23 protein-coding genes are annotated in these 24535 nt (G+C 70.4%); 6 read left to right on the forward strand and 17 right to left on the reverse strand.

Going from position 1 to position 24535, the window contains the following annotated elements; all coding sequences use genetic code 11:
* Positions 1–219: 219 nt before the first annotated feature.
* Entirely contained in the window at positions 220–1287 is a 1068-nt protein-coding gene (locus ACRAS8_RS34000) for a YncE family protein (RefSeq protein ID WP_438489877.1), read from the forward strand.
* A 6-nt stretch (positions 1288–1293) separates the two neighbouring features.
* On the opposite strand, the gene ACRAS8_RS34005 is transcribed toward ACRAS8_RS34000, so the two are convergent.
* From ACRAS8_RS34005 to ACRAS8_RS34015, 3 genes are all read right to left on the reverse strand, one after another.
* Positions 1294–1530: a DivIVA domain-containing protein gene (locus tag ACRAS8_RS34005; protein ID WP_438489878.1), complete on the reverse strand. Its 237-nt coding sequence runs from the start codon at positions 1528–1530 to the stop codon at positions 1294–1296.
* A gap of 147 nt (positions 1531–1677) precedes the next feature.
* The gene (locus tag ACRAS8_RS34010) at positions 1678–2997 is read right to left on the reverse strand and encodes a S53 family peptidase (protein ID WP_438489879.1); all 1320 of its coding nucleotides are present in this window, start codon (positions 2995–2997) and stop codon (positions 1678–1680) included.
* A gap of 507 nt (positions 2998–3504) precedes the next feature.
* Positions 3505–4500, reverse strand: a complete 996-nt coding sequence (locus tag ACRAS8_RS34015) for a phospholipase D-like domain-containing protein (RefSeq protein ID WP_438489880.1) — start codon at positions 4498–4500, stop codon at positions 3505–3507.
* Between the two features lie 480 nt (positions 4501–4980).
* On the opposite strand from ACRAS8_RS34015, the gene ACRAS8_RS34020 reads away from it, so the two are divergent.
* From ACRAS8_RS34020 to ACRAS8_RS34030, 3 genes are all read left to right on the forward strand, one after another.
* Complete coding sequence (locus ACRAS8_RS34020) at positions 4981–5919, forward strand: heavy metal-binding domain-containing protein (protein WP_438489881.1); 939 nt, start codon at positions 4981–4983, stop codon at positions 5917–5919.
* Between the two features lie 155 nt (positions 5920–6074).
* A complete protein-coding gene (locus ACRAS8_RS34025; RefSeq protein WP_438489882.1) occupies positions 6075–6908 on the forward strand; it encodes a heavy metal-binding domain-containing protein in 834 nt (277 codons plus the stop codon).
* A gap of 85 nt (positions 6909–6993) precedes the next feature.
* A complete protein-coding gene (locus ACRAS8_RS34030; RefSeq protein ID WP_438489883.1) occupies positions 6994–7434 on the forward strand; it encodes a hypothetical protein in 441 nt (146 codons plus the stop codon).
* A 43-nt stretch (positions 7435–7477) separates the two neighbouring features.
* Here ACRAS8_RS34030 and ACRAS8_RS34035 read toward each other — a convergent pair whose 3' ends face one another.
* The 6 genes from ACRAS8_RS34035 to ACRAS8_RS34060 form a co-directional block, all read right to left on the reverse strand.
* Complete coding sequence (locus tag ACRAS8_RS34035; RefSeq protein ID WP_438489884.1) at positions 7478–8227, reverse strand: hypothetical protein; 750 nt, start codon at positions 8225–8227, stop codon at positions 7478–7480.
* Positions 8220–8834, reverse strand: a complete 615-nt coding sequence (locus ACRAS8_RS34040; RefSeq protein ID WP_438489885.1) for an RNA polymerase sigma factor — start codon at positions 8832–8834, stop codon at positions 8220–8222. The genes ACRAS8_RS34035 and ACRAS8_RS34040 overlap by 8 nt, the downstream gene beginning before the upstream one ends.
* 174 nt (positions 8835–9008) lie before the next feature.
* Positions 9009–9878: a serine/threonine-protein kinase gene (locus ACRAS8_RS34045; RefSeq protein WP_438489886.1), complete on the reverse strand. Its 870-nt coding sequence runs from the start codon at positions 9876–9878 to the stop codon at positions 9009–9011.
* Positions 9875–11788 carry an ABC transporter ATP-binding protein gene (locus ACRAS8_RS34050; protein ID WP_438489887.1) on the reverse strand — a complete coding sequence of 638 codons (1914 nt, stop codon included), beginning with the start codon at positions 11786–11788 and terminating at the stop codon, positions 9875–9877. The genes ACRAS8_RS34045 and ACRAS8_RS34050 overlap by 4 nt, the downstream gene beginning before the upstream one ends.
* A 467-nt stretch (positions 11789–12255) precedes the next feature.
* Positions 12256–12552: a putative quinol monooxygenase gene (locus tag ACRAS8_RS34055; protein ID WP_438489888.1), complete on the reverse strand. Its 297-nt coding sequence runs from the start codon at positions 12550–12552 to the stop codon at positions 12256–12258.
* A 41-nt stretch (positions 12553–12593) separates the two neighbouring features.
* Positions 12594–13643 (reverse strand): aldo/keto reductase, encoded by a 1050-nt coding sequence (locus ACRAS8_RS34060; RefSeq protein ID WP_438489889.1) that lies wholly within the window; start codon positions 13641–13643, stop codon positions 12594–12596.
* A 199-nt stretch (positions 13644–13842) separates the two neighbouring features.
* Here ACRAS8_RS34060 and ACRAS8_RS34065 point away from each other — a divergent pair, with 199 nt between their 5' ends.
* A complete protein-coding gene (locus tag ACRAS8_RS34065; RefSeq protein WP_438489890.1) occupies positions 13843–14721 on the forward strand; it encodes a helix-turn-helix transcriptional regulator in 879 nt (292 codons plus the stop codon).
* A gap of 44 nt (positions 14722–14765) precedes the next feature.
* On the opposite strand, the gene ACRAS8_RS34070 is transcribed toward ACRAS8_RS34065, so the two are convergent.
* From ACRAS8_RS34070 to ACRAS8_RS34105, 8 genes are all read right to left on the reverse strand, one after another.
* Entirely contained in the window at positions 14766–15329 is a 564-nt protein-coding gene (locus tag ACRAS8_RS34070; protein ID WP_438489891.1) for an MFS transporter, read from the reverse strand.
* A 95-nt stretch (positions 15330–15424) separates the two neighbouring features.
* On the reverse strand, positions 15425–15988 hold the full coding sequence (locus tag ACRAS8_RS34075; protein ID WP_438489892.1) for a hypothetical protein: 564 nt from the start codon (positions 15986–15988) through the stop codon (positions 15425–15427).
* 175 nt (positions 15989–16163) lie between these two features.
* Positions 16164–16571, reverse strand: coding sequence for a hypothetical protein (locus ACRAS8_RS34080; RefSeq protein ID WP_438489893.1), 408 nt, complete (start codon positions 16569–16571; stop codon positions 16164–16166).
* 254 nt (positions 16572–16825) lie between these two features.
* Positions 16826–17002, reverse strand: coding sequence for a hypothetical protein (locus ACRAS8_RS34085; RefSeq protein WP_438489894.1), 177 nt, complete (start codon positions 17000–17002; stop codon positions 16826–16828).
* A gap of 86 nt (positions 17003–17088) precedes the next feature.
* Positions 17089–17271 carry a hypothetical protein gene (locus ACRAS8_RS34090; protein ID WP_438489895.1) on the reverse strand — a complete coding sequence of 61 codons (183 nt, stop codon included), beginning with the start codon at positions 17269–17271 and terminating at the stop codon, positions 17089–17091.
* A gap of 191 nt (positions 17272–17462) precedes the next feature.
* The gene (locus ACRAS8_RS34095; protein ID WP_438489896.1) at positions 17463–19049 is read right to left on the reverse strand and encodes a hypothetical protein; all 1587 of its coding nucleotides are present in this window, start codon (positions 19047–19049) and stop codon (positions 17463–17465) included.
* On the reverse strand, positions 19046–19963 hold the full coding sequence (locus ACRAS8_RS34100; RefSeq protein WP_438489897.1) for a hypothetical protein: 918 nt from the start codon (positions 19961–19963) through the stop codon (positions 19046–19048). Before ACRAS8_RS34100 ends, ACRAS8_RS34095 begins: the two co-directional genes overlap by 4 nt.
* 131 nt (positions 19964–20094) lie before the next feature.
* Positions 20095–21009 (reverse strand): hypothetical protein, encoded by a 915-nt coding sequence (locus ACRAS8_RS34105; RefSeq protein ID WP_438489898.1) that lies wholly within the window; start codon positions 21007–21009, stop codon positions 20095–20097.
* Positions 21010–21712: 703 nt separating this feature from the next.
* Here ACRAS8_RS34105 and ACRAS8_RS34110 point away from each other — a divergent pair.
* The gene (locus ACRAS8_RS34110) at positions 21713–24535 is read left to right on the forward strand and encodes a helix-turn-helix transcriptional regulator (protein ID WP_438489899.1); all 2823 of its coding nucleotides are present in this window, start codon (positions 21713–21715) and stop codon (positions 24533–24535) included.

The raw sequence follows: 24535 nt of genomic DNA on the forward strand, positions 1-24535 counted from the left end.
GAGCTGCACTGGTGAGCCGACTTGTGGGATATGGGATGTGGGATGTGAACTGCGTCTTTACGGCTGAAGCAATGCCTCCATGCCCATCTTTGCATTGCTCGCGGTTAGTTGTGGGTGGAGAGTGGAACTGTCCGCGAAGCCGCGTGATGTCACCTTCTCCTCTCCACCCTCCACCTTCCCTCCGTTCCGTTCCGTTCAGTTCCGTTCAAGGAGCCCTGCATGCAGCAGTCCCCTCAGTCCCCTCGCGCCGGTCGAGAAGGCGACGTTCTGGCCGTCGTCAGCCAGAGCGGGCCCACCGTCTCGTTCTTCGACGCCGCCTCCGACCGGCACCTCGGTACGACCGAAGTCCTCGCCCAACCACACGAGCTGTGCTTCGACCCGACGCAGCGCCTCCTGTGGTGCACCAGCGCGTATCACTCGGGCTACTACCACGCCAACAGCGGCCGGCGCACCGAGGTGACCGTCATCGACCCGGACACCCGCCGTGTCGTTCAGGTCGTGGACCTCGCCCCCGAACACGGCCCGCACGGCCTGGCGTTGGACACGGCGCGCCATCGCCTCTACGTCAGCGTGGAGGGCTCGGCGGATCGCCCCGGCGGTGTCGTGGTGATCGACACCCTCACCCGCCGGCCGCTGGGCCGGATCGACACGGACGCGCCCGGCCCGCACTGGTTCGCCATCGACCCGGCGGGCAGGACGGGCTTCGCCACCAACAAGGAGGCCCCGTTCGTGTCGGTCGTCGACCTCGAACGGGGAACCCTCACGGCAAAGGTCGAGGTGCCTGGCAGCGAAGGACTTGCCGTCTCCGCCGACGGCACGCACGTCTTCGTGGCCGCACCGTACGCGGGTTCCTTCGCCACCTCAGCGGAGGACGAGGGACCGGTCACGGGAATCCGGGTCATCGACGCCCGGACGGCAACCGTCGTCGACACACTGCCCACGGCCGACACCGCCCTACCGGTGCACCTGACATCGACGGGGAAGCTGCTCGCGGGGGAGGGATGCCTGGCCCACGACCCCGACTCCGCCCTCGGCCGAAGCGCCCCCGGTCGCCTCACGGTGTTCGCCGCCGACACCCACAAGAACCTGGGCGAGATCGAAGTGGGACACCTGCCGCTGACGATCACCTCGTCACCCGACGGCCGGCTCGCCTACGTGGCCTGTGTCGCCTCGTCCACCGTCGACATCATCGACCTGGCAACGCTCCAGCGCCTGACCAGACTGGACATCCCCAAGCGCGGCGAGGCCGGCGCCCACGGCATGGCCTACATCCCGCGCCCGGCCTGACACGAGCTACTGCCCTGGCTGCGGGCCTGGGCTCCTGCGCGCCCGCAGCTCCTCGATGCAGGCGTCCACCTGCAGCCGGTCGTACCCACGCCGGACCAGGTCGAACGCCGGCGGCTCGCTCGGCGGCGGCCCGGACTGGGACAGCCGGTCGAGGTACGCATCGACCTGCCCGCGGTCATAGCCCCGCCGTACCAGTCCGAACCTGAAAGCGGACTCCGGACTCCGTGCCTTGCGCGAGAACACCTGGTCCCCCCATCCCTTCCGTACTTCGTGCGTCCTCTGAGGCATACCACGTCTCAGCCACCGCCTCGGCTGCTCTTGACGCAGGCCACAGTCCGGCGCCGTGGCGGCCGCCGGACTGTGACGGTGTCTGTCTGTACTGACGCTGCCTTACTGGGTGAAGGCGGCTGTCCCGTTGGGCGTGCCCAGGCCGGTCGGGCCGTCGTATCCGTCGCCCGCGGTGCAGAGGTACGAGGGCGAGCAGGAGCCGTTGGCGCCGCTGGTGATGTCGTTCAGCGCGGAGGCGTGGCTGTAGGGGAACGAGGCCGGGGTGTCGGACGAGCCCGGGGTGCCCGCGAGGGCGTAGACGCCGGCGATGAACGGGGCCGAGGCGCTGGTGCCGCCGTAGACGTTCCAGCCGCTGGCCTGGTAGGTGTCGTAGACCGCGAGGCCGGTGGCGGGGTCGGCGACCGCGGCGACGTCGGCCACGGTGCGGTTGCTGCAGCCGGTGTCCTGCTGCCAGGCCGGCTTGGCGTCGTACTGGGAGCAGCCGGAGCCGGCGCCCTGGCCGCCCGCGCTGGTGCCCCAGACAGTCTCCGACCAGCCACGGGAGCTGTCGTCCTGCTGGAGCGAGGTGCCGCCGACCGCGGTGACGTACTTCGAGGCCGCCGGGTACTCGACGCCGTAGCCGCTGTCGCCGGAGCTGACGGTGATCGCGACCCCCGGGTGGTTGAAGTACTGCTCGTCGGAGGTGGCGTCGGTGGAGTCCTCGGAGCCGCCGTAGCTGTTGGAGACGAACTTGGCGCCCATGGCGACGGCGCGGTTCACCGCCGCCCCCAGGTCGTCCATGCTGGCGCTGTTCGCTTCCACCAGCAGGATGTGGCACTGCGGGCAGGCGGCGCTGACCATGTCGACGTCGAGGGATATCTCGCCGGCCCAACCGGAGTCCGGTGCGGGGTAGTTGGTGCCGCCGTTCTGGTCGACCTTCTTGAAGCAGCCGTTGGCGGTGGTGCACTCCGGCAGACCGTACTGGGCGCGGTAGGTCGCCAGGTCCTGTTCGGCGTTGGGGTCGTCGTTGGCGTCGACGATCGCCACCGTCTGGCCGTCGCCGCCCGACTGGGGCAGGTTGTAGGCACTCCGCAGGTCAGCGGGGCCGTACCCCCCTGGGGCGGCGTGCGGCCGCAGGGACAGCTGCTGTTTGACGTCCGTCCGGGCCACCGCGTTGCAGGCCATCTCGCCGGGCTTCGACGGATGTGCGCACAACCGGCGGGTGTGCATGTGTGCGTGGGTGCGAGCCGCCGATGTCGCTGCGGACGCGGTGGGGGAGGTGTTGGGGGAGGTGTGACGAACGAGCGCCGTCGATGCGGCGTTGGACGGGGCGGCGGCGATCATGCCGCCGATGACGAGGGTTGCCGCCGACAGCAGGGTCGGGACCGCGCGACGCGCCAGTCCCCGGGTGCGAGCGGATCTGCCCTTTCGTGGGGAACGCAAGGCCATGACCTCCGTGGGGGAAGAGTCCGGCCGCCGGCACTCCCGGTCTGGGAACGCCCACGCCACTCGTACTCGGCGCATACCTCCGACATGTCAAGTTCATGTCATATCGCGTCAAGAGGTGCTGCTGGCTGCGCAGGGCAGAGCAGATCTGACGTACCGTCAGGAGTGCGGCGAATTACCGGTGATGAGTTGCGCACGTGCACTCAGTGGCGCCACCCCGGTGAGTGGTGGCTCTCTTGCAAAGTAGTGAACCATGCGTCAAAGAGATACCGGGCTATGGCAAAGGCTTGCCCTGGGGCCCGCCGGGCCCGCTGGTGCGGTGGCGGCCGGTAGCCGTTCTCCCGATCTCTCGCCCTGGGCGGTGCCCGGGGGTGGTGCCCGCGGGCAGGTGCGGCCGATCGCTCGGACGCTCGCGACGCACGCATGCCGGAGGTCATCGCACGCGGCTCGCCTACGGAATGTCCGCCGAAATGACCGCACTCGCCCGCTGCGGAACGGGTACCGTCAGGCGGTTCCGGAACCCTTGCGGAAGTCCGCGGTGAATGCCTTCTCGATGCCGTTGATGACGGCGGAATCGGCCACTATCAGGCCGAGTTCACGATTGTGGTTGAGGGAGTTGCTGGAGAAGTTCTCCGATCCGGCGAACACCTTCGCGGCGGCCGTCCCGTAGTCGGCGACGATCGCTTTGGCGTGGATGTAGTAGCCCGTGGAACTCGTGTAGGTGGTTACCTTGCCGCCCGCAGCGGTGACTTTCTCCAGCTGCTTGCTGTACTTGGACGACTGGTTCTCCACGACGACACGTACGGCGACACCGCGTTTCGCGGCCGCGGCGATGGCATTCACCAGCGTGGTGTCGCCGAACTCCTCCTGCTGAATATCGAGGGAGTGCTTTGCCCCCTTGATCAGGCTCAGCAGGTGGCTTTGCGAGTCGGTGGGCGACCAGACCAGGTCGGTGCCGTCGGACGGGGTGACGGAGGTCTTCGCGTAGTCCGCGTCGAAGACCTTCTCGATCGCCGCGACATCGGCCTTGTCGGAGTCGAAGACGCCGTAGTCACGCGAGGTCGCATAGTACTTCGTGTCGAAGTTTCCGGTGCTCACGTACGACTTGACGCCGTCGACGGTGATCGTCTTCTGGTGCGTGTAGGTGTACGCCGAGGACGAGTACGTCACCCCGGCGCCGGCCGCGGCGAGCGCCTTGTAGGCGGCGCCGTCGACGGACTGGTGCTGGGCGTCGAAGACCACCCGGACCTTCACGCCCGCTTTTTGTTTCTTGACCAGATCGTTGACGAGCGTGGTGTCGCGCAACTCGTAGATGGTCACGTCCACCGATTTCTTCGCCGAGTTGACGAAGTCATAGATCGCGCCCTCCTTCTGATCCGGCAGGATCACCAGGGAGAAGGCGCTTGCGGTGTGGGCGGAGGCGGTGGCGGGCAGCAGAGCGCCCACCGCGACCAAGGCGCTTGCGGTCAGAGCGGGTATGAGGCGGCGGGTAGGGCTCACCGGAACTCTCCTGACGTAGTGGGGGGGACACGCGCAACGCGCGTAGCGCTTCCCCAGTAAGGCACAGCTCCGATGCTCGTTGAAGTCAAGTTGCGTGAACAGAAGGGAAGGGTTGTGCAAAATGCAGCGGTACTTGACTGCGAATCAAATCACCAAAATCCCCCGCAAGTTAATGATCGTTTACATTCGGCGGCGCCGGTGTTTTGGTGGTGTTTCGGTGGTGTTTTCGCCTGAGCGTCAGCCACTCGTCACGTTGCCGTTTCGGGGGTGGCGGGGGCCGGGAGCCCGACTGCCAGGCGTGGCAAGGGCAGCGGCCCGAGCGGCTGCTGGGCAGCGGGAAGCCCAACTGCCGACCGGTGACCGCGTCTTCCGGTCCCCTCGACCTGCGCTGTCGGACCCGCGTCCTAGACTCGGTTTTCGAGGGCTCGGGCCAGGGGGAAATTGTCGAGGGCTCGTGCCAGGGGAAACGGAGTGGTGTCCATGAGCGGGGAATGGCTTGGGGGCGGACTGCCACCGGTGGCGGCGGCACGCACGGCCGAGGCGCGGCGCAGCGGCACCTGGACCTCGGCGCTGTCGACGGGCGAGTTCGCCGCGATCAGATCCGTGGGCTTCGAGCCGGTCGGGCAGGTGCTGGGCTCGGCCGTGTACCACGTGGCGGGCGGGGGGACCCGCTGGCGCTACTACGACTGCGGCTACCGGTACGCCACGTGGTCCGGGAGCAGCCGTGAGCCCGCGTCGGTCGCCGTCTCCGGTCAGGGCGCGGCCTCCAAGGCGCTGGTCGACGTGCTGCTGGCGGCACGGCACGCGGCACTCGCCCGGATGACGGCGGAGTGCACAGCACTCGGCGGCGACGGTGTGGTGGCCGCCGACCTCACCATGGCGCCGTTCCCGTCCTCTCCCCACTGTTTCGAATTCCAGGTGATAGGCACCGCCGTCCGTGCACAGGGGGAGGTGCGCCCGAAGCGCCCCTTCACCACGCACCTGGACGGCCAGGGCTTCGCCAAGCTGATCGCCGCGGGCTGGGTACCGGTCGAGCTGCTGGTCGGGCTCGCCATCGGCACCCGTCATGACGACTGGACGACGCGTCGGCAGAAGTGGTTCGCGGCCGGCAATCAGGAGGTCACCGGCTGGAGCCAGCTGGTCGCGGCGACCCGTCATGACGCACGGGCACGGATCGGTGAGCAGGCGTGGTCCACGGGGGCGGACGGCGTGGTACTGGGCGATAGCCGACTACGGATATGGCAGGAGACCTGTGTCAGGGCGCGCAGGCGCAACAACGACTCCGACCAGAAGGACCATGTCGCCGAGGCGACGCTGATCGGCACGGCCGTGGCCGGGTTCACCGTGCGCCAGGCACGGCCGCGCACGCTGACGATGATGTCACTGGATCCGCAACGACGCCGCTCGCGGCCGGTGTGACCGCGTACCACTACCGGCCGTGCCCCACCCACCGGCCGTGGCCCACGCTCGCGCGCCCCTCACCATCCGCATTGGCCAACCGCCAACCGCCAACCTTCAGCCGCCACCCGCCCACGCCATCGCCCACCCAGGTACTTTCACGAGGGGAACCGCTCATGACCGCCACCGATCCGACCTCCCAGGGCGTCCCGGCCGATGCGATGCGCCGGCTGGCCGAACTCCAGCCGGGCAGGCCGGGGTCGATCTTCACCAGTGACCTGACGGTCAACGAGTTCCTGCTCGTGCGCGAGGCGGGGTTCCGCCCGCTCGGCCTGGTCCTGGGCAGCTCCATCTACCACGTGGGCATCCAGCTGGGCCGCTGGGGCAAGAACCAAGAGCTCACGACGTTGAGCCAGGCCATGTACCACGCCCGGGAGTTGGCCATGACGCGGATGGAGGCCGAGGCGGCGCAGCTCGGCGCCGACGGCATCGTGGGAGTGCGGCTCTCGGTCGAGGCACGGGAGTTCGGCAACGACATCGCCGAGTTCATCGCCATCGGCACCGCCGTCAAGGCCGACGCACCCGCGCCCGGCGGCAACGGCAGCTGGCGCAACATCAAGGGCCAGCCCTTCACCTCCGACCTGAGCGGACAGGACTTCTGGACCCTGGTGCGCGCCGGATACGCCCCGCTGGGCATGGTGATGGGCACCTGCGTCTACCACATCGCCCACCAGAAGATCGGCTCGGTGTTCTCCAACATCGGCAAGAACGTGGAGATCGAACCGTTCACCCAGGCCCTCTACGACGCACGGGAGTTGGCGATGGAGCGGATGCAGCGGGAGGCGGAGGAACTGCACGCGGAGGGCATCGTCGGCGTCCAACTCAACTCGCACAACCACCGCTGGGGCGGGCACACCACCGAGTTCTTCGCCGTCGGCACCGCGGTGCGGCCGCTGCGCGACGATCATGTCATCGAGCGTCCGACGATGGTGCTGAGCCTGGACGGCTGAACACCCCACCCTGCTGTCCCATTCTGCCGCCCCACCCCCGCCGGCCCTGCTGCCCCCGAGCCCCAGACGAAAGGCCATCGCGCACATGACCTCCCACGATCACGATCCCGCACTGCCCGCGTCCGGCGACGGCCCCGCCTCCGTCGACCAGCTCGCTGCCGCCCTGCGCCGGGACGCCGCCGATCTGGAGGTCTACGCCCAGGTGCTCACCGTGACGCTGGCGGACGCGCTGCCGCCGGGTTCGGTGGTGGTCGAGCGCAAGCGCACCATGGCCGACCGGCTGGCCGGCCGGGACGGCAGGGTGGCCCGGTTGGACGTCTCCCTCGGCGAGCAGCGCCTGCTGCTCAACGTTTCCGGCGGCCGCCCGAGCGGCGAGATCTGCAAGGAGGTACGGGGCGTGATCCTCTCCCGGCGCCCGGTGCCCCTGGACGAGTGGGTGCGGGAACTGGCCGAGGCGATCGCCGCCCGCGCGGAGTCCGACGCCCGGGCCCGGGTGGCGCTGGAGCGGCTGCTCCTCGGCGGCTGATCTGCGCGGCGAGATTCCGATCAGCGCACCGTTCAGACACCATTCAGCGCACCGTGAAGTGCGCGGTGGCGAGCACGCGACCGTCGGCCGAGGTGAGACGGACACCGGAGACCGTAGAGGAGGTCACAGGTGCCGGACCGCCCCAGTAGCCGTCCCCGTCGTACACGGTGAAGGTGCCGAGGCGGACGGTTGTGCCGTCCGTACGCTCCAGTAGGCAGGTCACCTTGCCGCTGTACGGAATCCCGGCATCGGCGAGATCGACGGACATGAACACCCAGCCCTCCGTCCCGGTGTGGGCGTAGATCTCACCGGCCGGCCGGCCATGTCCCGCCCCGGCCCCGGTGAGCGGCGCTTGCAGCATCCCCGTGACCGTCTGAACGGGCCGTGCGGGGCCGGCCACCACCTCTTCGATGGCCGAACCGAGGGCCCAGCCGCCGAACCCGAACCCGAGCGCCAGCACGGCGGCGGCGGAGGCGATCCGCAGCCGGACGCCCCTGCGGATGCCGGCGCGCCGGGCCCCGAAACCGCGGGCGGCCTCGCGTCCGTCGCGCGCAGCCCGGGCCTGGGTCAGCCGCCGGGCCAGCCGGGCCTCGAAACCCACCGGCGGCTCGCGACCGGGCAGCAGGCCCAGCAGCCCGTCGCCGACGAGGGCGAGCTGCCCGATGTACTCCCGGCAGTCGGCACAGCGGTCCACATGGGCGGTCGCCTCGGCCCGGGCCCGTCCCGAGAGCACGCCCAATGCCAGCTCGGCACCGATCTCGTGCAGCTGTTCGCAGGTCAGGTCCCTATTCATGGCCGCCTCGCTCCGGAGACGTGGGGTGCGCGGGTGCGGAATCGGGTGAGGTGAGTGCGGTCCGTAGTTTTCCCATCGCGGTCCTGATCCGTGTCTTGGCGGTGCCCAGTGGGATGTGCTCCCAGTCGGCGACCTGCTGGGCCGTCATCCCGTAGATCCCGGCCATCACCAGGGCGCGTCCCTGTTCGCCCGGCAGCCGCGCCACCGCGGCCCGCAGCGCGGACGACGCCTCGTCCGCGAGCGCCTGCTCCTCGGGGGTGCTCGTCACCGCGCCCAGCAGCGCGTCGAGGTCCTCGGGGGCCACCGGCTCCGGCCGACGCGACCGGACGGCGTCGATGGCAAGGTTGTGCGCGATGGTCGTCAACCACGCCGTCACCGATCCGCGGCGCGAGTCGTAGACCTGTGCGTGCTGCCAGGCACGTTCGAACGTCTGCTGCGCGATGTCCTCGGCGAGCTGCTGATCGCGGGTGACCGCGAGGGCCACGCCGAAGACCGTGTGCTGGAAGCGACGCACGAACGTGACGGCGAGCTCGGGGTCGCCCGTGGCCAGGCCGGCCAGCAGCGCCTCGTCCGGGATGCGTCCGACCGGGAGCCGCAAACTCTGCATACTCCTACGTACGGTCCGCCCCGGCCAGGGGATTGCCTGGCGATTACGGAAGACCACACCACCATTCTGACCGAGTCCTGACGGTTGCCACCCGAGTCCTGACTGTTGCTATCGACTGTGGCCACCAACTGTGTACCGGCTTTATGCAAGGGGTGATCGGCAGGCTGTCGGACTTCAGGCGGACGTCGCGGTGCCGCGACGGCTCTGAGGCAGCAACTCATCGAGCACCGCCACGAGTTGGGGCAGACGCGGTCGATGGGAAGGGTCGGCGGCCAGGCAGCTGTCGATGGCTGCGGCGAGGGGACGCGGAAGGCGCCGGTGGGTGGTGACGGGCGGAGCCGGCATGTCGAGCGGCGGGTAGCTGCTCTCGCAGTCTTCGTCGTCTTCGTCGCTGTCAAAGGGCGCGCGTCCCGTGGCCGCCTCGTAGAGCGTGCTGCCGATCCCCCAGACATCCGTCGCGGGGCTGAGCGTCCCGCCGCCCGCCTGCTCGGGAGCGAGATAGCCGACGGTGCCGATGCCTGGCGGAGCGGGCCCGGGTGAGCGGGCGATGCTCAGGTCGAGCAGCTTGGCGCGTCGGCAGTCGATCACGATGTTGGAGGGCTTCAGATCCAGGTGCAGCAGGCCCTTACCGTGCAGATAGTGCACCGCCGAGCAGAGCTGCACGCCGAGGAGGGCCAGGTCGTGGGCGGCCAGGCGGCGCCGGCGGCGGTCGATGAGGTGCGCCAGGGTCTCTCCGGTGAGCGTCTCCAACACCGCGAACGGTTGCGGGTGCTCGCCCGTCTCGTAGCCGCGGACCAGGTGCGGGTGGGTGAACGACTGGAGCCAGCGGCCCTCTCGCAGCAGTTGCTCGCGCAGGTGCCGGTCGCCTCGTCGGTCCGGGCGCAGTACCTTCACCACGCACCGGCACTCCCGCTCCTGGCTCCAGGCGTCGTAGAGGTCCAGCCAGCCGGTACGGCACAGGTGCGCGAGAACTTCGTAGCGGGGAGCCACCGTCGTGCCGGCCGCCAGTGGTGCCGGCTCGGAGGCTGCCTGGATCCGGCTCATGGCAGCACCTCGGCCATCGGCGCGTCGCCCGTTCCAGGCCACCGGCGTGTGCCGTCGCCCGACCCGTGCGACCCGCATGTGTCGTCGTCGGCCCCGTGCAACCGGTAGAGCCGGGCATAGACCGTGCTGCGGCCGAGCAGTTCCTCATGCGTGCCGTGGTCGATGACGCGGCCGTGTTCGAGAAGCACGATCCGGGTGGCGTCGCGGACGGTGAGGAGGTTGTGGGAGATCAGGATCGTGGTGCGGCCGCGCATCAGCAGACGCAGTGGTTGCAGGATGTGCCGGCCGGACTCCGCGTCGAGGCCGGTGGTCGGCTCGTCGAGGATGAGGAGGGGCGCGTCGCGGATCATGGCGCGGGCGATGGCGAGGCGCTGCCGCTGTCCGCCGGAGAGCAGCCGCCCGCGCTGGCCCACCACCGTGTCGTAGCCCTGCGGAAGCCGGCTGATGAACTCGTGTGCGTCGGCGGCGACGGCCGCCGCGACGATGGCGTCGTCGCTCGCGCCCGGGCGGCCGTAGCCGATGTTGTCGCGGACCGTGCCGTGGAAGACCAGGGTCTCCTGGAGCAGGATCGCGATGGTGTTCCGTACGTCGTCCAGGCGCAGGTCGCGAAGATCATGCCCGTCCAGGCGGATGGTGCCGTGGTCCGGGTCGTAGAAGCGCAGCAGCAGCTTGGCGACGGTCGACTTGCCGGCGCCGCTCGCCCCTACCAGCGCCAGGGTCTCGCCGGGGGCCACACTGAACGAGACACCGGAGAGGGCCGGTGGCGTCGTGCTCCCCGGGTAGCGGAAGGAGACGTCGTCGAAGTCAATCGCGCCGCGGGCCCGGAGGCGCGCCCGGGGCGCCGCCGCCTGGACGACTTGCGGCCGTTGGTCGAGCAGCTCGATGATCCGCTCCGCGGACGCGGACGCCGAGTAGAAGCGGTTGCTGAGGCCGGAGATGCCGCGGATGGGACCGTAGAGCCGGCGCAGCAGGGTCAGGAAGACCATCAGGCCGCCCAGGGTGAGACGGCCCTGTGCCAGCTCCCAGACGCCCAGGCCCATCACCAGCAGCGCGCCGATCAGTTCGATGACGTCGACGACCGTGGCGTATGCGGCACCGATCCGCGCGGACGCCATGGCGGCCCGGAACCTGCCGAGATTCTCCCGCTCGAATCGGTCCTGCTCCCATCGCTGACGGTTGTACGCCTGCACAAGGGCGATATTGCCCAGGGCCTCTTCGGTGATCGCGCTGATCGAGCCGCTGCGGCGCCGCCGCTCCCGCGATACGGCCTTCACCCGCCGCGAAAAGCGCCGGGCGATGTACCAGAACGGCGGAGCGATGACGAGGGCGAGGACCGTCAGGTCCCAGCGGAGAAAGAACAGCACACCGAGGAAAATGCCCAGGCGTATGACCTGTGCGAGGGCGTTCACGATCCCGGAGAGCAGAAACGTCTCCACCGCGTCGACGTCCCCGGTCACGCGGGAGAGCAGATCACCGAGCCGTCGCCGCTCGAAGAAGCCGAGGGACAGCCCTTCGACGTGGCGGAACAGATCCGACCGCAGAGCCAGCAGAAAGCGCTCGCTGACCCAGGTGGAGGTCACGTCGTCGGCGAAGGCGAGAATTCCGGCAAGGAAGGTGAAACCGACATAGGCGAGCGCGATCGGCAGGAACAGGTGCAGATTGCGCGGGATCAGCATGTCGTCGATGACGATTTTGAAGAGCCAGACCTCGGCGGCGTCAACGGCCGGCCCCAGCACGACGAAGGCCAGGATCACCGCCAGCCAGCGCCGACCGCCGCGCGTATAGGGCCAGAAGCGCCGGAAAATCTCGTGCAGTGGCACCGGCGGGGCGGCCTCGACGATTCCGGCCGCGCCATCGGGGTCCTCCGCGACGGACAACAACCGCCGAACGGTCCACCTCAGACGGCTCATTTCGCCTCACCGACCGACCGATCTCCTCACCGACCGACGCGGCCGGGCGGAAGGCCCGGCCGCTGAACAGAAACGGCGAAGATTCAGTACCTCTCTCCATGCTCCCGGCCGTGGCCGTGGCGATCGTCGCGGTCGTGGTCCCGGTCGTGGCGTCGACGACGATCGCGGTCGTGTTCGTCGCTGGTCCTGCGCCGGCCTCGCGTCGTGCTGTCACGACGGTCACGGCCCAGCGCCGGAGCCAGGTTGTCCAAGATTCCCATGCTTGCCCCTTCCTCCTGGATCCCCGATGAGTCCATCCATCAATTGCGTATACGGAAGGAAAGGCGAAAGGGATTGCAGGGAATGCGGGGCGTGCGGGGGCATGCAAGGAATGCAGGGACTGCCCTGATACCGGGGGAGTGGCCGCACGGCCGGATCGCTGGACCGCCGGATGCGTCGGACCGCCGGATCGCCGGTCTCGGTCCCCCTCAGGCCCCGGGCGCGGCCACCAGTTTCCGTACGGTCATCGGTTCCGCGAGGACGAGGTCCAGGACCTGGCGGACGTGGTGGAAGTGGGCGGTGGCGAAGTGGGCGTCAAGGGCCCGTGCATCGGTCCACTCCTCGACGATCACCATGCGGGCCGGTTCGTTGGGGTCCGTATAGGGGTGGTAGGCCAGGCAGCCCGGCTCGTCCAACGACGGTTCGATCATGGCTTCCAGGGCGGTACGGAGCCGGTCCTCGTGTCCGGGGGCGGCCAGGCATTCGGCGACGACGGTCAGTGACATGGCAAGCGTTCCTCCAGTGGTACGCGGTGAGGGTGGGGACCTCAGGGGCGGGCCGGGCCGGTGCCGGCGCCGGAGGCGGTGATGGCGCCGGCCACCTCGTCGAGGTCGGCCGAGGTGAGCCGGATGGCGCCGGCGTTGATCCATCCGTCGACCTGGGCCGGTTGGCGGGCGCCGACGATGGTGCCGGTGAGGCCGGGCCAGGCCAGCGCCCAGGCGATGGCGGTCTCGGCGACGGTGGCGCCGTGACGGGCGGCGATGGGGCGCAGGGCCTCGGCCAGCTGGAGGTTGGCGGCCAGATCGGTGGTGAAGTCGGGGTGAACGGCGCGCCAGTCGTCGGCGGGCAGATTGGCCACGCGCTCGGCGGAGAAGGTGCCGGTGAGCAGGCCGGACTGGAGCGGTGAGTAGACGATGACGCCGGTGTTGTGGGCGTGGGCCCAGGCGATTTCGGGGGCGGCGGAGCGGTTGATGGCGGAGAACGGCGGCTGGATGACGTCCACGTGCGCGATCTCCTCGGCGGCCGCCAACTGCTCGGGAGAGTGGTTGGACAGACCGATCGCGCGGACCTTGCCCTCGGCCTTGAGGTCGGCCATGACCTGCCAGTACACCTCCAGCGAGGTGGCGTCGGGAGAGACGGCGCCGGAGCCGTCGCCGACCCGCTCCTGCGACCCGCCGGTGTCCGGCCAGTGCACCTGGTAGAGGTCGATGTGCTCGACGTTCAGCCGCCGCAACGAGTCCTCGACTTCACGGCGGACACTGGCGGGCTTCATGGTGCGACGGGGCGGTGCCTGGGGGTCGGTGGGGTCCCAGACCATGCCGACCTTGGTGAAGACGTAGGGGCGTTCGGACCGGGGCAGGTCGGCGATGGCCTTGCCGACCAGTGTCTCGGAGTGGCCCAGGCCGTAGACAGCCGCGGTGTCGATCCAGTTGACGCCGGAGGCGAGGGCGTGGCGGATGGCGGCGACGGACTCCTCGTCGTCGGTGGTGCCCCAGCCGAAGCGCCAGCCGGTGCCGGAGACGGCCCAGGAGCCGAAGCCGACGGTGGTGATGTCCATGCCGGTGGTGCCCAACGGGCGCGTGGGAAGGTTGGTCACAACAGGTGCTTCCTGTCCGGGAGTTGGTGTGCGTGTGTGGTTACTGCCGAGGGCGTTGTCGGTGTTCCGGGTCGGCTCCGTCGATGGACACCACATTGGTCGACCGATGGAGGGGAAGGGAGTGGCAGGCGGTGCCTGGGCACGACATGACCAGGCTGAGAGGGCGACACCGAGCACCGACAGGGCCGATACTTCCGGCATGGCATTGGATCGACGTGCAGAACTGGGTGAGTTCCTCCGCTCCCGCCGGGCCCGCCTGCGGCCGGAGGAACTGGGATTGCCGGCATACGGCGGACGCCGCAGGGTTCCGGGGCTGCGGCGGGAGGAACTGGCGCAACTGGCCGGGGTGAGCGTCGATCACTACGTACGCCTGGAGCAGGGCCGCACCCTGCACTTCTCGGAAGCCGTACTGGATGCCGTCGCCCGGGCGCTGCGCCTGGACGCGGTGGAGCGCGCGCACCTCTACCGCCTGGCACGGCCGTGGCCGGAGGCGGGCGGCGCGGACGGCCGGGCCGACCAGGAGCAGCCCCGGGCGCAGCGGGTGCGGCCGGGCCTGCTCCGGCTGCTGGACTCGACGCCCGACGTCCCGGCGTACATCGTCGGCCGGGATACCGACGTGCTGGCCTGGAACCGCCTCGCCGCGGCGCTGATCACCGATTTCGGTGCCCTGCCGCCCCGGCAGCGCAACCTGGCCCGCCTGGTGTTCCTGGACGAGGGCATGCGCAGCCTGTACGCCGACTGGCGCGGCAAGGCATCCGATGTGGCGGCATACCTCCGCCTGGACGCCGGCCGCCACCCGGACGACCCGCGGACTGCCGAGCTGCTGGACGAACTCGCCGCCGCCAGCCCGGAGTTCCGCGAGGCATGGGCCGAACACCAGCTCAAGGACAAGACCCACGGGCGGTATGTCTACCATCACCCCGTCGTGGGAGAACTGGACCTGGGCTTCGAGACGCTGCGACTGCCCGATGACCCGGACCAGGCACTGATCGCCCACACCGTGGACGAGGGGACACCGTCGGAGACGGCCCTGCGACTGCTGTCGAACTGGGCACGCGAAGCACTGCCGGTGGGCTGAGCCGGCCGGGGCGCACAGCCGGTTCGCGGGGCCTGGAGGCCAGGTCAGGCGGTTGGGAACCGCGGTCGCGGCTGACGCAGGCCGCTCACCGGACTCCGGTATGCCTGCCGGCTCGGGAGCAGCTGTCGGCGCCGCGGGCCGCCGCAGGAGGACCATGGCGGCCGGTAGCGCCACGACGAGCAGTCCCGCGCCGACGGCGAAGGCGACCTGGTAGTCGGCGGTGAGGGCTTCCGGACGGGGACTGTCCTGCTGCGCGAGGGATTCGGTCCGGGCGGGGCCAGTGTGGACAGTACCGCGACGCCGAGCGCCGAGCCCAGTTGCTGGGTGGTGTCGAACAGGCCGGAGGCCAGGCCGGCGTCCCGGCTGTCGACGCCGGACATCCCGAGTGCGGTGAGCGCGGGCAGCGCCGGCCCGAAGCCGGCCACGAGCAGTATCACCGGCAGCAGATCGACGGCGTAGGCGGCGTGCACGGGAAGCCGGGTGAGCAGGGCGAGGGCGGTGAGCAGCGGGACGAGGGCGGCACGGACCACGGCGCGCTCACCGTAGCGGGCGATCAGCCGGGCCGACAGGCCGATCGAGACGGCACCGATGGCCAGTGCGGCGGGCACTGCCGGCCCCACCGCCCGCCGGGTACGTCAACGCGGCTAGGGCGAAGGGCCTGACCCATCGGACACACCGGCGTGCGGTATGCAGGTCGCCTTGCTCAGCGCGTCCAGCTATCCATGTCCGGCGCAGTGCCCACCAGGCACTCGACACCGGTCGGGAAGCCTGCCAGGGCGTAGGCAGTCAGACGCAGGTGGCCCTCCAGGCACACCATCTCGCCATGTCTCCCACCGACCAGGATCAACGGTGGGAACCGCTCGCCTGCCGCAAGCGCGCGAGCCGCCGTCACGAACGGCTCGTTGGGTACGTCAAACACCCGTAGACCAGCCCTGATGCGCTCGGCCGCGTCGGCGGGCCGGCGGCTGCCACCCGACAACTCCACCCAGTACGAGTAGTCCAGGTACCGCACCGTCGACACTTCCCTGGCGCTGAGCACCGCCCTGCTCCACACGACGTCGGCAGGGAAACCCTCGAACAGTTCGCGGTTCTCGCCGTACCCGCGCGTTGCGGCGAGGAGATCCCGGCGCGCGGCGTTCGCTTCAGCGTCGCGGAGGTCCGGATGAGTGAGCAGGCGCTGGGACAAGCCACGTGCGGCCAGGCCGGACCGGACAGCCTCGCCGAACCTCTCGCTGGACAACTCGCCCTGCAAGAAGCAGGCGACCATCGGCCGGCTCGTAGGACCCGGCGCCCGCGCCGACGTTGACGACCGTGCGCGCCCCGGTGCGCAGCCCACTGGGCGACCAACTGGCGACGTGAACCGACGCGAAGCGATGTGGCACTGCGGTTAGCGAGATTTGCGCTACGGGAAACGCCCCCTCGCGGGAGGGGGCGTTTTCGCGCTACTTAGCAGCGCGCTTCTTGCGTGCCGGCTTCGCCGCGGGAGCCTCGGACTCGCGGGCAACGCCAACGAAGGACTTGACCGCATCCTGGAGCTTGGCCAGATTCTCGGCGCCAAGATCGGCCTCGTACCACTTGAGATCGAGAACCTGACGAATGCTGATCTCCTTGGTGCCGTCTTCGTTCGTCTCCCCGGTCTCGTACTCCTCGTCGACCATCGCAGGCACAGCGAACTTGACCGTGGTGACGCCGTCCGTGACCGCGGGATCGAGGTCGTCCTGGAGAATCGAGCGCCAGTAAGTGGCCTTCTTGACGATCTGGTTGCCAACCGGAACAGGAGTAATTACCTCCTGAACACCCGGCTCGCCCTTCTGCGATTCGTCAACCTGGATGGTTTCCTTCACGGCCATTATGCCGCCCCTTTCCTGTTTGGTGCGACACAAATTCTAGTAGAAATGAGGGAGTTGAAGCCAATCGGACTTGAGGAGGCGAACTTCTTCGGTTTCCGTGTCTCGGCGTACCTGAGCTGTCGCAGAAGTGCGTGCTGCCGGTCGATGAGAAACGTAAATTCGCACCGAGTGGAAACGGGGGGGGGGGGGAGATGAGCTGTCAGTCGTTCGACGCTACTCCGGCGGTCGGAAGTTGCGGTCCGACGGATCGGCAGTCACGCCGACGGTCCGAAGTTGCGGTCCAAGTCGCGGTCCGACGGTGCAGCGGTCACCAGACGGTTGGTGTCGACGGTCTCGGGCGACAAGTGGACGGTGTCGCCCAATGCCACGCGGCCGGGGCGGACGACCTGGGCGTAGACGCCGGCGCACGGTTCGGGGCGGCGGCCGGGCATGGCGACGATTCGATGGTGTTCGGCGAGGGTGCGCAGGGGGCTGTGCGGTTGCGGACGAGGGCGGGTGCGGTGTGTGGTGACGGCGGTCAGGCGTGCTGTCCGATCAGGTCCAGGTAGATGTCCTCCAACGTCCGGCGGCCGCCCAGTCGTGCCGGAGTGTCGACGGCGACCATCCGGCCCTTCGGGGTCGAAGCCGGTGGTGGGGTCGTCGAGGAAGAGGAGTTGGGGGCGGCCGACGATGCCCAGAGCGATTTCCAGGCGGCGCTCATCGCCGGAGAGCCTGTTCAGTAGCGCTTGGTCAGTCCGCGGACGTGAATCGCGGGACGTGCCTTGCCTCGGGGGTTGTTGCGGGGACGGGGACGGGGACGGGGTTGTGCGGGCGCGGGCATGGGACTGTCCTTCGGAGGTTCTGCGGGACTGGGGAGAGTCGGGCATGCCTGGGCGGGAGTGGCGGGGTGTGTCAGCGGCGATTGCGGTTGGGGCTGCGGCTGTGGCCGCGACTGTGGTCGTGGTTGGAGGGTTTGTGGCGGCGGTTGTGGCTGGGGCTGGGGTTGGGGTCGTCGTTGGTGGGTCGTGGTGTGTTCGGGCCCAGTCGGTGTTCGGGGCGGGCGGCGCCTGGGGCCGGACGGCCGAGTTGGACGAGGAGTGCGCTGGCCGGCAACTCGGTGTGCAGCCCCAGCAGTCGGTCGAGTTCTGCGGGCAGCACATCCGTGTGGAGCCGCGAGGCCAAGCCGTGGGTGGCGGCGGCCAGGCAGGCGCGGTGAGCGGCGGCGCCGACCCGCGTGTATCGGAGCCGGATGGCGTCGGCGCCGTGGGTGCGCAGCCCGTCGGCAAGGTCGGTGGCCCAGATCAACCCCGCGGCGGAGTTGCGGAATCCTTCGCGCACAAAGTCCTGGACGACGCAGTCGGCCAGTGCCGGACCGAGGCTGCCCACGGAGACCGGCAGGAGGCGGTGGCGGCCGGGCAGATAGCGGAACAGGCCCCGGGGCAGTCCGGTCACCTCGTTGACGTAGCAGAACAGGAAGCCGCTGTCCTCCGGGGTGGTGGTGGCAGCCAGCACCGTGGCGAAGTCAGCTCCCTTGATGGGTAGTTGGGCGAAGCCGCCGAGGGCGGACCGTCGGCGGGTCAGACCGCGGGCCAGGTCGAAGGGGTGGGCGCGGGGCAGTTCGACGGTGGTGTGGTCCGGGGCGGGGCCGCGGTGCACGGCGCGGAGCAGTGCGGCCGTCCGAGGTAGCAGCGCGTCCACCGGGCCGGGCGGCGGCTCGGGGGCGCGGAGGGTGGCGGCGGACTTGTCTGGGCACTCCGCGGGCGGTGCGGCGCCCGCGGCGGACGGCGCGGAATGGAACGCAACGACCTCGGTGACCGGTTCGGCGAGCGGGTCCAGCCGCAGCAGACCGGCCGCCACGGCGGGGTCGAACGGTGCGGCGCGCACCGCGCGCAGCCCGGCCGACGGGGCCACGACCTCGCACTGTGCGGTGACGATGCCGGTCTCCAGGCATCCGAAGCGGTAGCCGAACTCGCCGTAGCGCGCGGCGATGGTGCGCAAGGACACCGAGCACACCCAGCCGAATTCGGCTGTCGGCGGAATCCCGAGCGCCGCCCGGTGATCGCCGGACCGCACCGGCAGCAGGCGGTGGTGCAGCGGGTCGTAGCGGTGGCAGCCGTCGGGCAGTACGCAGTGCAGGCCGACGCTGTACAGGCCGCCGACGGATGGCACCGGGCGGCGGAGCACCGGCCCGCCTCCGGGTTCGACGGCCAACTCGTCGAGGTCGCCGACCAGCGGCAGCCGGTCGAGTGCGGTTAACCACTGGGCGCGGGTGAGGCCGTACGCGGCATGCAGCAGCGTTCCGAGACCGGAGCCTGAGGGTGGTGGCCAGGGCAGCGGGATGGCGGCGGGGGCGGGACCCGATTCGGTCTCGGAGTCGGCGTTCGAGGTGCCGTCCGGTAGGTGGACGGGGGTGGGGAAGACGTGCGGCGCCAGGTACTCGGCGGCCGGGTCGGGATGAGGGAGGGAAGCCGCAACAGCTTCCACCGTCTTGGTCTTCATTGGTGGGGGCCTTCTTTCCTCGGAGCCGGGACCAGCGCCCGGACCGAGGCGGCCGCCAGGGCCAGCAGCGTCCGGTGGCGATCGCCGGAAACGCCAAGTCGGTTGCCCATCAGCGCCGTGTAGTCGTCGAGCAGCCGCAGCAGATGGACCTCCGGGACTGCGGAGGCCGGTGTCCTGGAGGCTCCGACCGCGCCGGTCAGCCTGGCCAGCAGGGGGTGGGTGGCGGTCATCCAGGCGCCCAGCGCCCAGAAGTCCTCCTCGTGCGGCCCCGGTGCGCACGGCCCGCCCTGGTACGGGCCCAGCGTGGCCCCGTCCCAGCCCTTCGGCAGCGTCCATATGCCTCGCAGCAGGGCGACGAAGTCCCGCTGCCCGGCCGCGAACTCCGTGGTCAGCGCCGCCGAACTCAGCACCTCCTCCAAATCGTCGGCGGCGGCCAGGGCCTCGGACCGGGCGCGCAGCTCGGGCGGGCGGCGCAGGTCATGGGTCCGGTTGGCGAGGAGGAAGGAGAGCACCTCGGTGTCACGGTCGGTCTCGTCCAGCCCTTGGAGCAGCATCCGCAGGGCCAGTTCGCTGCTGGTCGCCAGGTGCTCCTCCTGCCATCGAACGACCCGGGGCGTCCCGTCGAGCAGCACCGGCGGACGCTGCCGGTCGGGTGGCGGAGTGAGCCGCTCCTGGCCGTAGGCGGTCAGCCGGCGGTCCAGTTCGTGCCGTACGGCTTCCTGCGCCCCGGGGTCGGCGAGGTGGAACCAGGCGCGCAGCCGGCCACCGGACTTGACCGCCTGGAAGACGAAGCGGTACGTGGCGCCGGCCGCCGTCAGCCGCTCCACGGCGGGGGCCAGTACGTCCTGCACGGTGGCCCCGAGCCCGGGCGCCGCGATCAGGTCGTGCGCCACCCACGATGCTGTCTCCCCCATCACCTGGTACCTCCCGAAATTGGCATGGTTGCCTCTCCTCGTCCTCCTCCGCGGGGGCCGGGCCGCCTGTCCTTCCTGTTGCGGTTGCGGCAGCCGCGGGCCCTGACCTGCCGGCAGCCCACGCGATTTGTTCAGGCATTGCCGAGCACCGTCCGGACGGGGTGGTGATCGATCTCCAGCGTCCCGGTGTCCAGTCGGGCCATGGCGGCCAGCTCGGGCATGGCCACTCCGGTCAGATGGCAGAACGCCCGGAACGCGAGCTGGATCGCGGCCAACTCCGGTACCGGACCGCGGTAGAGCTCATCGGGACAGGGACCGGCGAGCAGCGCCCGACGCTCGGCCTCGGTACGAGTGGCCAGCAGCCGCTGCCACGGCGCGTCCCCGTCACCGTCTCGCTTCCCGTCACCACCCCGCCCCCGGTCACCGCCCGCCGTGCCCCCCGCCGGCATGCGGACCGGCCAGATCCACACCGCGTCCGCCACCGCCAGGCCCTGGACCAGCGGTTTGCCCAGGCGGGTGCAGAAGCGTGCCACGGCCTCGCGGTCGCCGACCCCGGGGTGGTCGGCGAGATGGAGGACGGCGTCGGCCGTGCCCAACAGAGTCTCCCAGTCCGCCGCGTCGGTGCCGTCCGCCGTGACGGGCGCCGGAACGAACGCCAGCTCGGCGGGCACCTCGGGCAGCGTGGTCGCGAACTGATGAACCGTCAACATCGCGTCGGAGTCAGGAAGAACGAGGGTCAGCCGCGTGGTGCCGCAGTCGGTCAGCGCGCCGAGGAAACCGCGGGCCGCATCGGGGCCGCAGACACAGACCAGGCAGGCGGCGCGGAAGTCCTGGAAGCGGCGCTCGGCCGAGTCGGTGAAGCAATCGATGAACTGGACCTGCGCGGCGTACCGTTGGGCCTCCTCGACCTCAAGGCGGACGACCGCGCCGTCGGGCGTCGCCGCGCCGGACACATCGCCGCGCAGCCGTGGGCGCACCGCGCCGGTGGTCGGGACAACCGCATCTCGCAGTGTTTGGCGTTCTGCTTCCATGGTCTCGACTTCCATGGCCTCGACGTCTTTTCAGGAAGGGGGTTCGGGCGTGGGCGGGGGCGACACCCACCGAATTCCGGCCAAAGTCGCCGTAGCCGCGGTAGTCGCCCGATTACCGCCCCTCGGCAGTCGCAACCGTGTAATTGGGGCGAGCGGAGGCCCGCTGAGCGCGTCGCCGCCGAGACCGCGCCGGGAAAGGGCAACGGGCTCGGAAAGCGGCTCGGACAGCGGCCCGGGCGGCAGTCGCCGCAGTAGTCGATGGGATGGCGGACGCGCATCTTCACCCATACAAATCCGGCCGATTTCGCGAGCGGGCGCAGATGCGGTCGATTCTGTCCGGGGGCACTGGGCACGCGCGCCGGCGAAGTAATCTGCCACTGGGTCGCAGGGCTTCCACTTCTCGCGGCAGACGTCAGGGAGGTCGGACACTTCGAAATGCATGGCTGCTCCTCGCTGGCTGCTCCTTGCTTGTCCCGGGCGGGGCCCGGACCGCCCCGTCTGTTCCGGTCCTTACGTTTCGTCGGTCTGTTCGTCAGTCTGTGTGAACGGTCGTTCCGCAGGCATCCGTCACACGACCGGCCCCCGACTGGGCCGCCATCCGCAACATCTGCCCGGAAACCCGTCGTGACCAGCGGCTGAATGCGATCGGCGGATGCAACCGGCCGCTATACACACCCGTCATACGCAGGGGATACTCAAGGAGAAGGGACACCGTCGGATGCTGGTCGGGAGAGAGCCGGAGCGGGACGAGCTGGGCAGGCTCCTCGACGACGCACGTAAGGGGAGCAGCAACACGTTGGTGCTGCGCGGGCCCGCCGGGATCGGCAAGAGCGCGCTCCTGACGGACATGGTGCAGCGGGCCGAACCGGACGTGTGGGTGCTGCGCGCGGTCGGCGTGGAGGGCGAGGTGGAGCTCCCGTTCGCCGCACTGCATCAACTGCTGCGGCCCCTGATGCGGTATGTGGCACGCCTCCCCGAGCCGCAAGCCGCCGCACTGCGCGGGGCGTTCGGGATGGCCACCGCCTTCGCCGACCCGTTCCTGGTGGCACTGGCCGTACTGACCCTGCTCTCCGACGCCTCCGAGGACGTGCCGCTGTTGTTGGTCGTCGACGACGCCCACTGGCTGGACTCCGCGACGGCGGACGCGCTGATGTTCGTGGCCCGGCGGATGGAGCGGGAGAGCGTGGCCCTGGTCTTCGCGGTCCGCGACCACGCACGGCCCTTCCCCGCACCGGGCCTGCGCCATCTGCGAGTTGGGCCGCTGTCGGCATCCGCCGCATCGGACCTGTTGGCCTGCCATCTGCCGCAGTCCACACCGACCGTCCGCGAACGGTTGTTGCGTGAGGCCGGCGGCAACCCCCTGGCCCTGATGGAACTGCCCTCCACGCTGCGCCCCGACCACCTGGACGGCACCGCTCCGCTGCCCGAACACCTGCCGCTCAGCGAACGGTTGCACCAGATCTTCCGGCACCGCGCGCTCCGCCTGCCGGCCGACCACCACCGCGTACTGCTGCTCGCCGCGGCGGAGGGTGAGGGCGACCTGGCCACCGTGCTCGGTGCCGCCGGTGACGCCGAGGCGGCCATGGAGGTCCTGTCCGCGGCCTCGTCCCAGGGACTGCTCCACCTGGACCAGCAGCACGTCCGCTTCCGGCACCCCCTGGTCCGCTCCGCGCTCTACCAGGGCGCGCCCCTCAACGACCGGCGCGCCGCCCACCTGGCCCTGGCCGAGGCCGTCGGGCGCCAGAACGACCGGTATGTCTGGCATGCGGCGGCGGCCGCGGTCGGCACCGACGACACCGTGGCCGAACTGCTGGCCGCGCTCGCCGAACGCAGCCGCCGCACCGGCGGCGTGACCACCGCCGCCCAGGCACTGTGCCGCGCCGCCGCGCTGGCCTCGGACTCCCGCCGACGGGCCCGGTGGCTGGTGGATGCGGCCGAATGCGCATGGACGGCGGCCAAGACCTCCCACGCCGAAGCCCTCCTGGACCGCGCCGAGTCGCTGACCGACGACCCGGCGCTGCGGGCACGCGCCGCCCGGGTGCGCGGCGCCATCACCCACGCCAGCAGCGACCCGGCCCTGGCCTGCCGGATGCTGGTGGACGGCGCCCGCCTGGTGGGGGAGACGGACGCGGAACTGGCAGGCGAACTGCTGGTGATGGCCGCCCGCTCGGCCTGGGTGGCCGGCGCCCCCGCACATCTGACGGAGATCGCCGACCTTCTCGCCCGCCTGCCCTCCCGAGCGGCCGCCCAGGGCGACACCGCCACCACCACCGGCACCGCGGTCGACCCCGCCCCCACCAGCGACGACCGGGCTGCCGCCATCACCGACCAGTTCTCCCGCCACTTCCACTACCTGGGCAGCCTCGCCCCCGGCACCCACCCAACAGTCCGCCCAACAGCCCCTCCGCGCCCCCCGAAAGTCCCAGTCGCCCGCATGGCCTGGCTGTCCCCCACACATCCCCGCCCCTGGATCTGGCCGCCGGTGTTCCTGCCCTATCTGACCGGGACGACCGAGGAGATGCTGCACGCCCACCAGCGCGCCGTCGACGAGTTGCGCAAGGTCGGTGCAGTGGGGGCGCTCCCGATGTCCCTCGCCCCGCTGGTGGCGCTGCAACTCATCACCGGCCAGTGGCCCGCGGCGATCTCCCACGCCATCGAGGCCCTCGCCCTCGCCGACGACACCGGTCAGCTCGGCGCCGCCAGTCACCTGCGGGCCATGCTTGCCTGGGCCGCCGCCGCCCAGGGTGAGGGGGAGCGCTGCCGGTCCCTGGCCGAGGAGTCCCTGGCGCTGTCGGTACCGCGCCGCATCACCTCCGCCATCGGCCTGGCCCAGTGGGCCCTGGGGCTGCACGCCCTCGCCGAAGGCCACCCGGACCGCGCCGCCCGGCTACTGGGCGAGGTCACCTCCGCCGGCGGACCCGCCGAGCACTTCATGGTCGGCTGGCTCGTACTCCCGGACCTCGTCGAAGCGTTGGTACGCGCCGGTGAACAGACAACGGCCCAGGCAGCTCTGCAACGCTTCGAGCAACAGGCCAATCCCGCCCACCTCCCGCACCTGCGCCCCATGTGGCTCAGGTGCCGCGCCCTTCTCGCGCCCAGCCAGGAAGCCGACGACCTGTACACCCAGGCCCTGGACGCCACTCACCCCTCGGCCTTCGACACCGGCCGCACGCACCTCCTCTACGGCGAGTGGCTGCGCCGCAACCGCCGTATCAAGCAGGCTCGGGAACACCTCCACCAGGCCGAGACCTATCTCCGCACGCTCGGCGCCCGCCCCTGGACCGACCTGGCCCGCCACGAACTGCGCGCCGCCGGCGACCGCGCCGCCGACCAACCGGACCCCGCAGCCGCCGCGGAAACCGCCCGCCTCACCTCACGGGAACTCCAGATAGCCGGCCTGGCCGCCCAGGGCATGAGCAACCGCGACATCGCCGCCCGCCTCTTCCTCAGCCCCCGCACCGTCGGCTACCACCTCTACAAACTCTTCCCCAAGCTCGGCATCTCCTCCCGCACCCAGCTCTACGGCAAGAACTTGGGCTGA

The organism is Streptomyces sp. S186 (assembly GCF_051603415.1).
Taxonomy (GTDB): domain Bacteria; phylum Actinomycetota; class Actinomycetes; order Streptomycetales; family Streptomycetaceae; genus Streptomyces.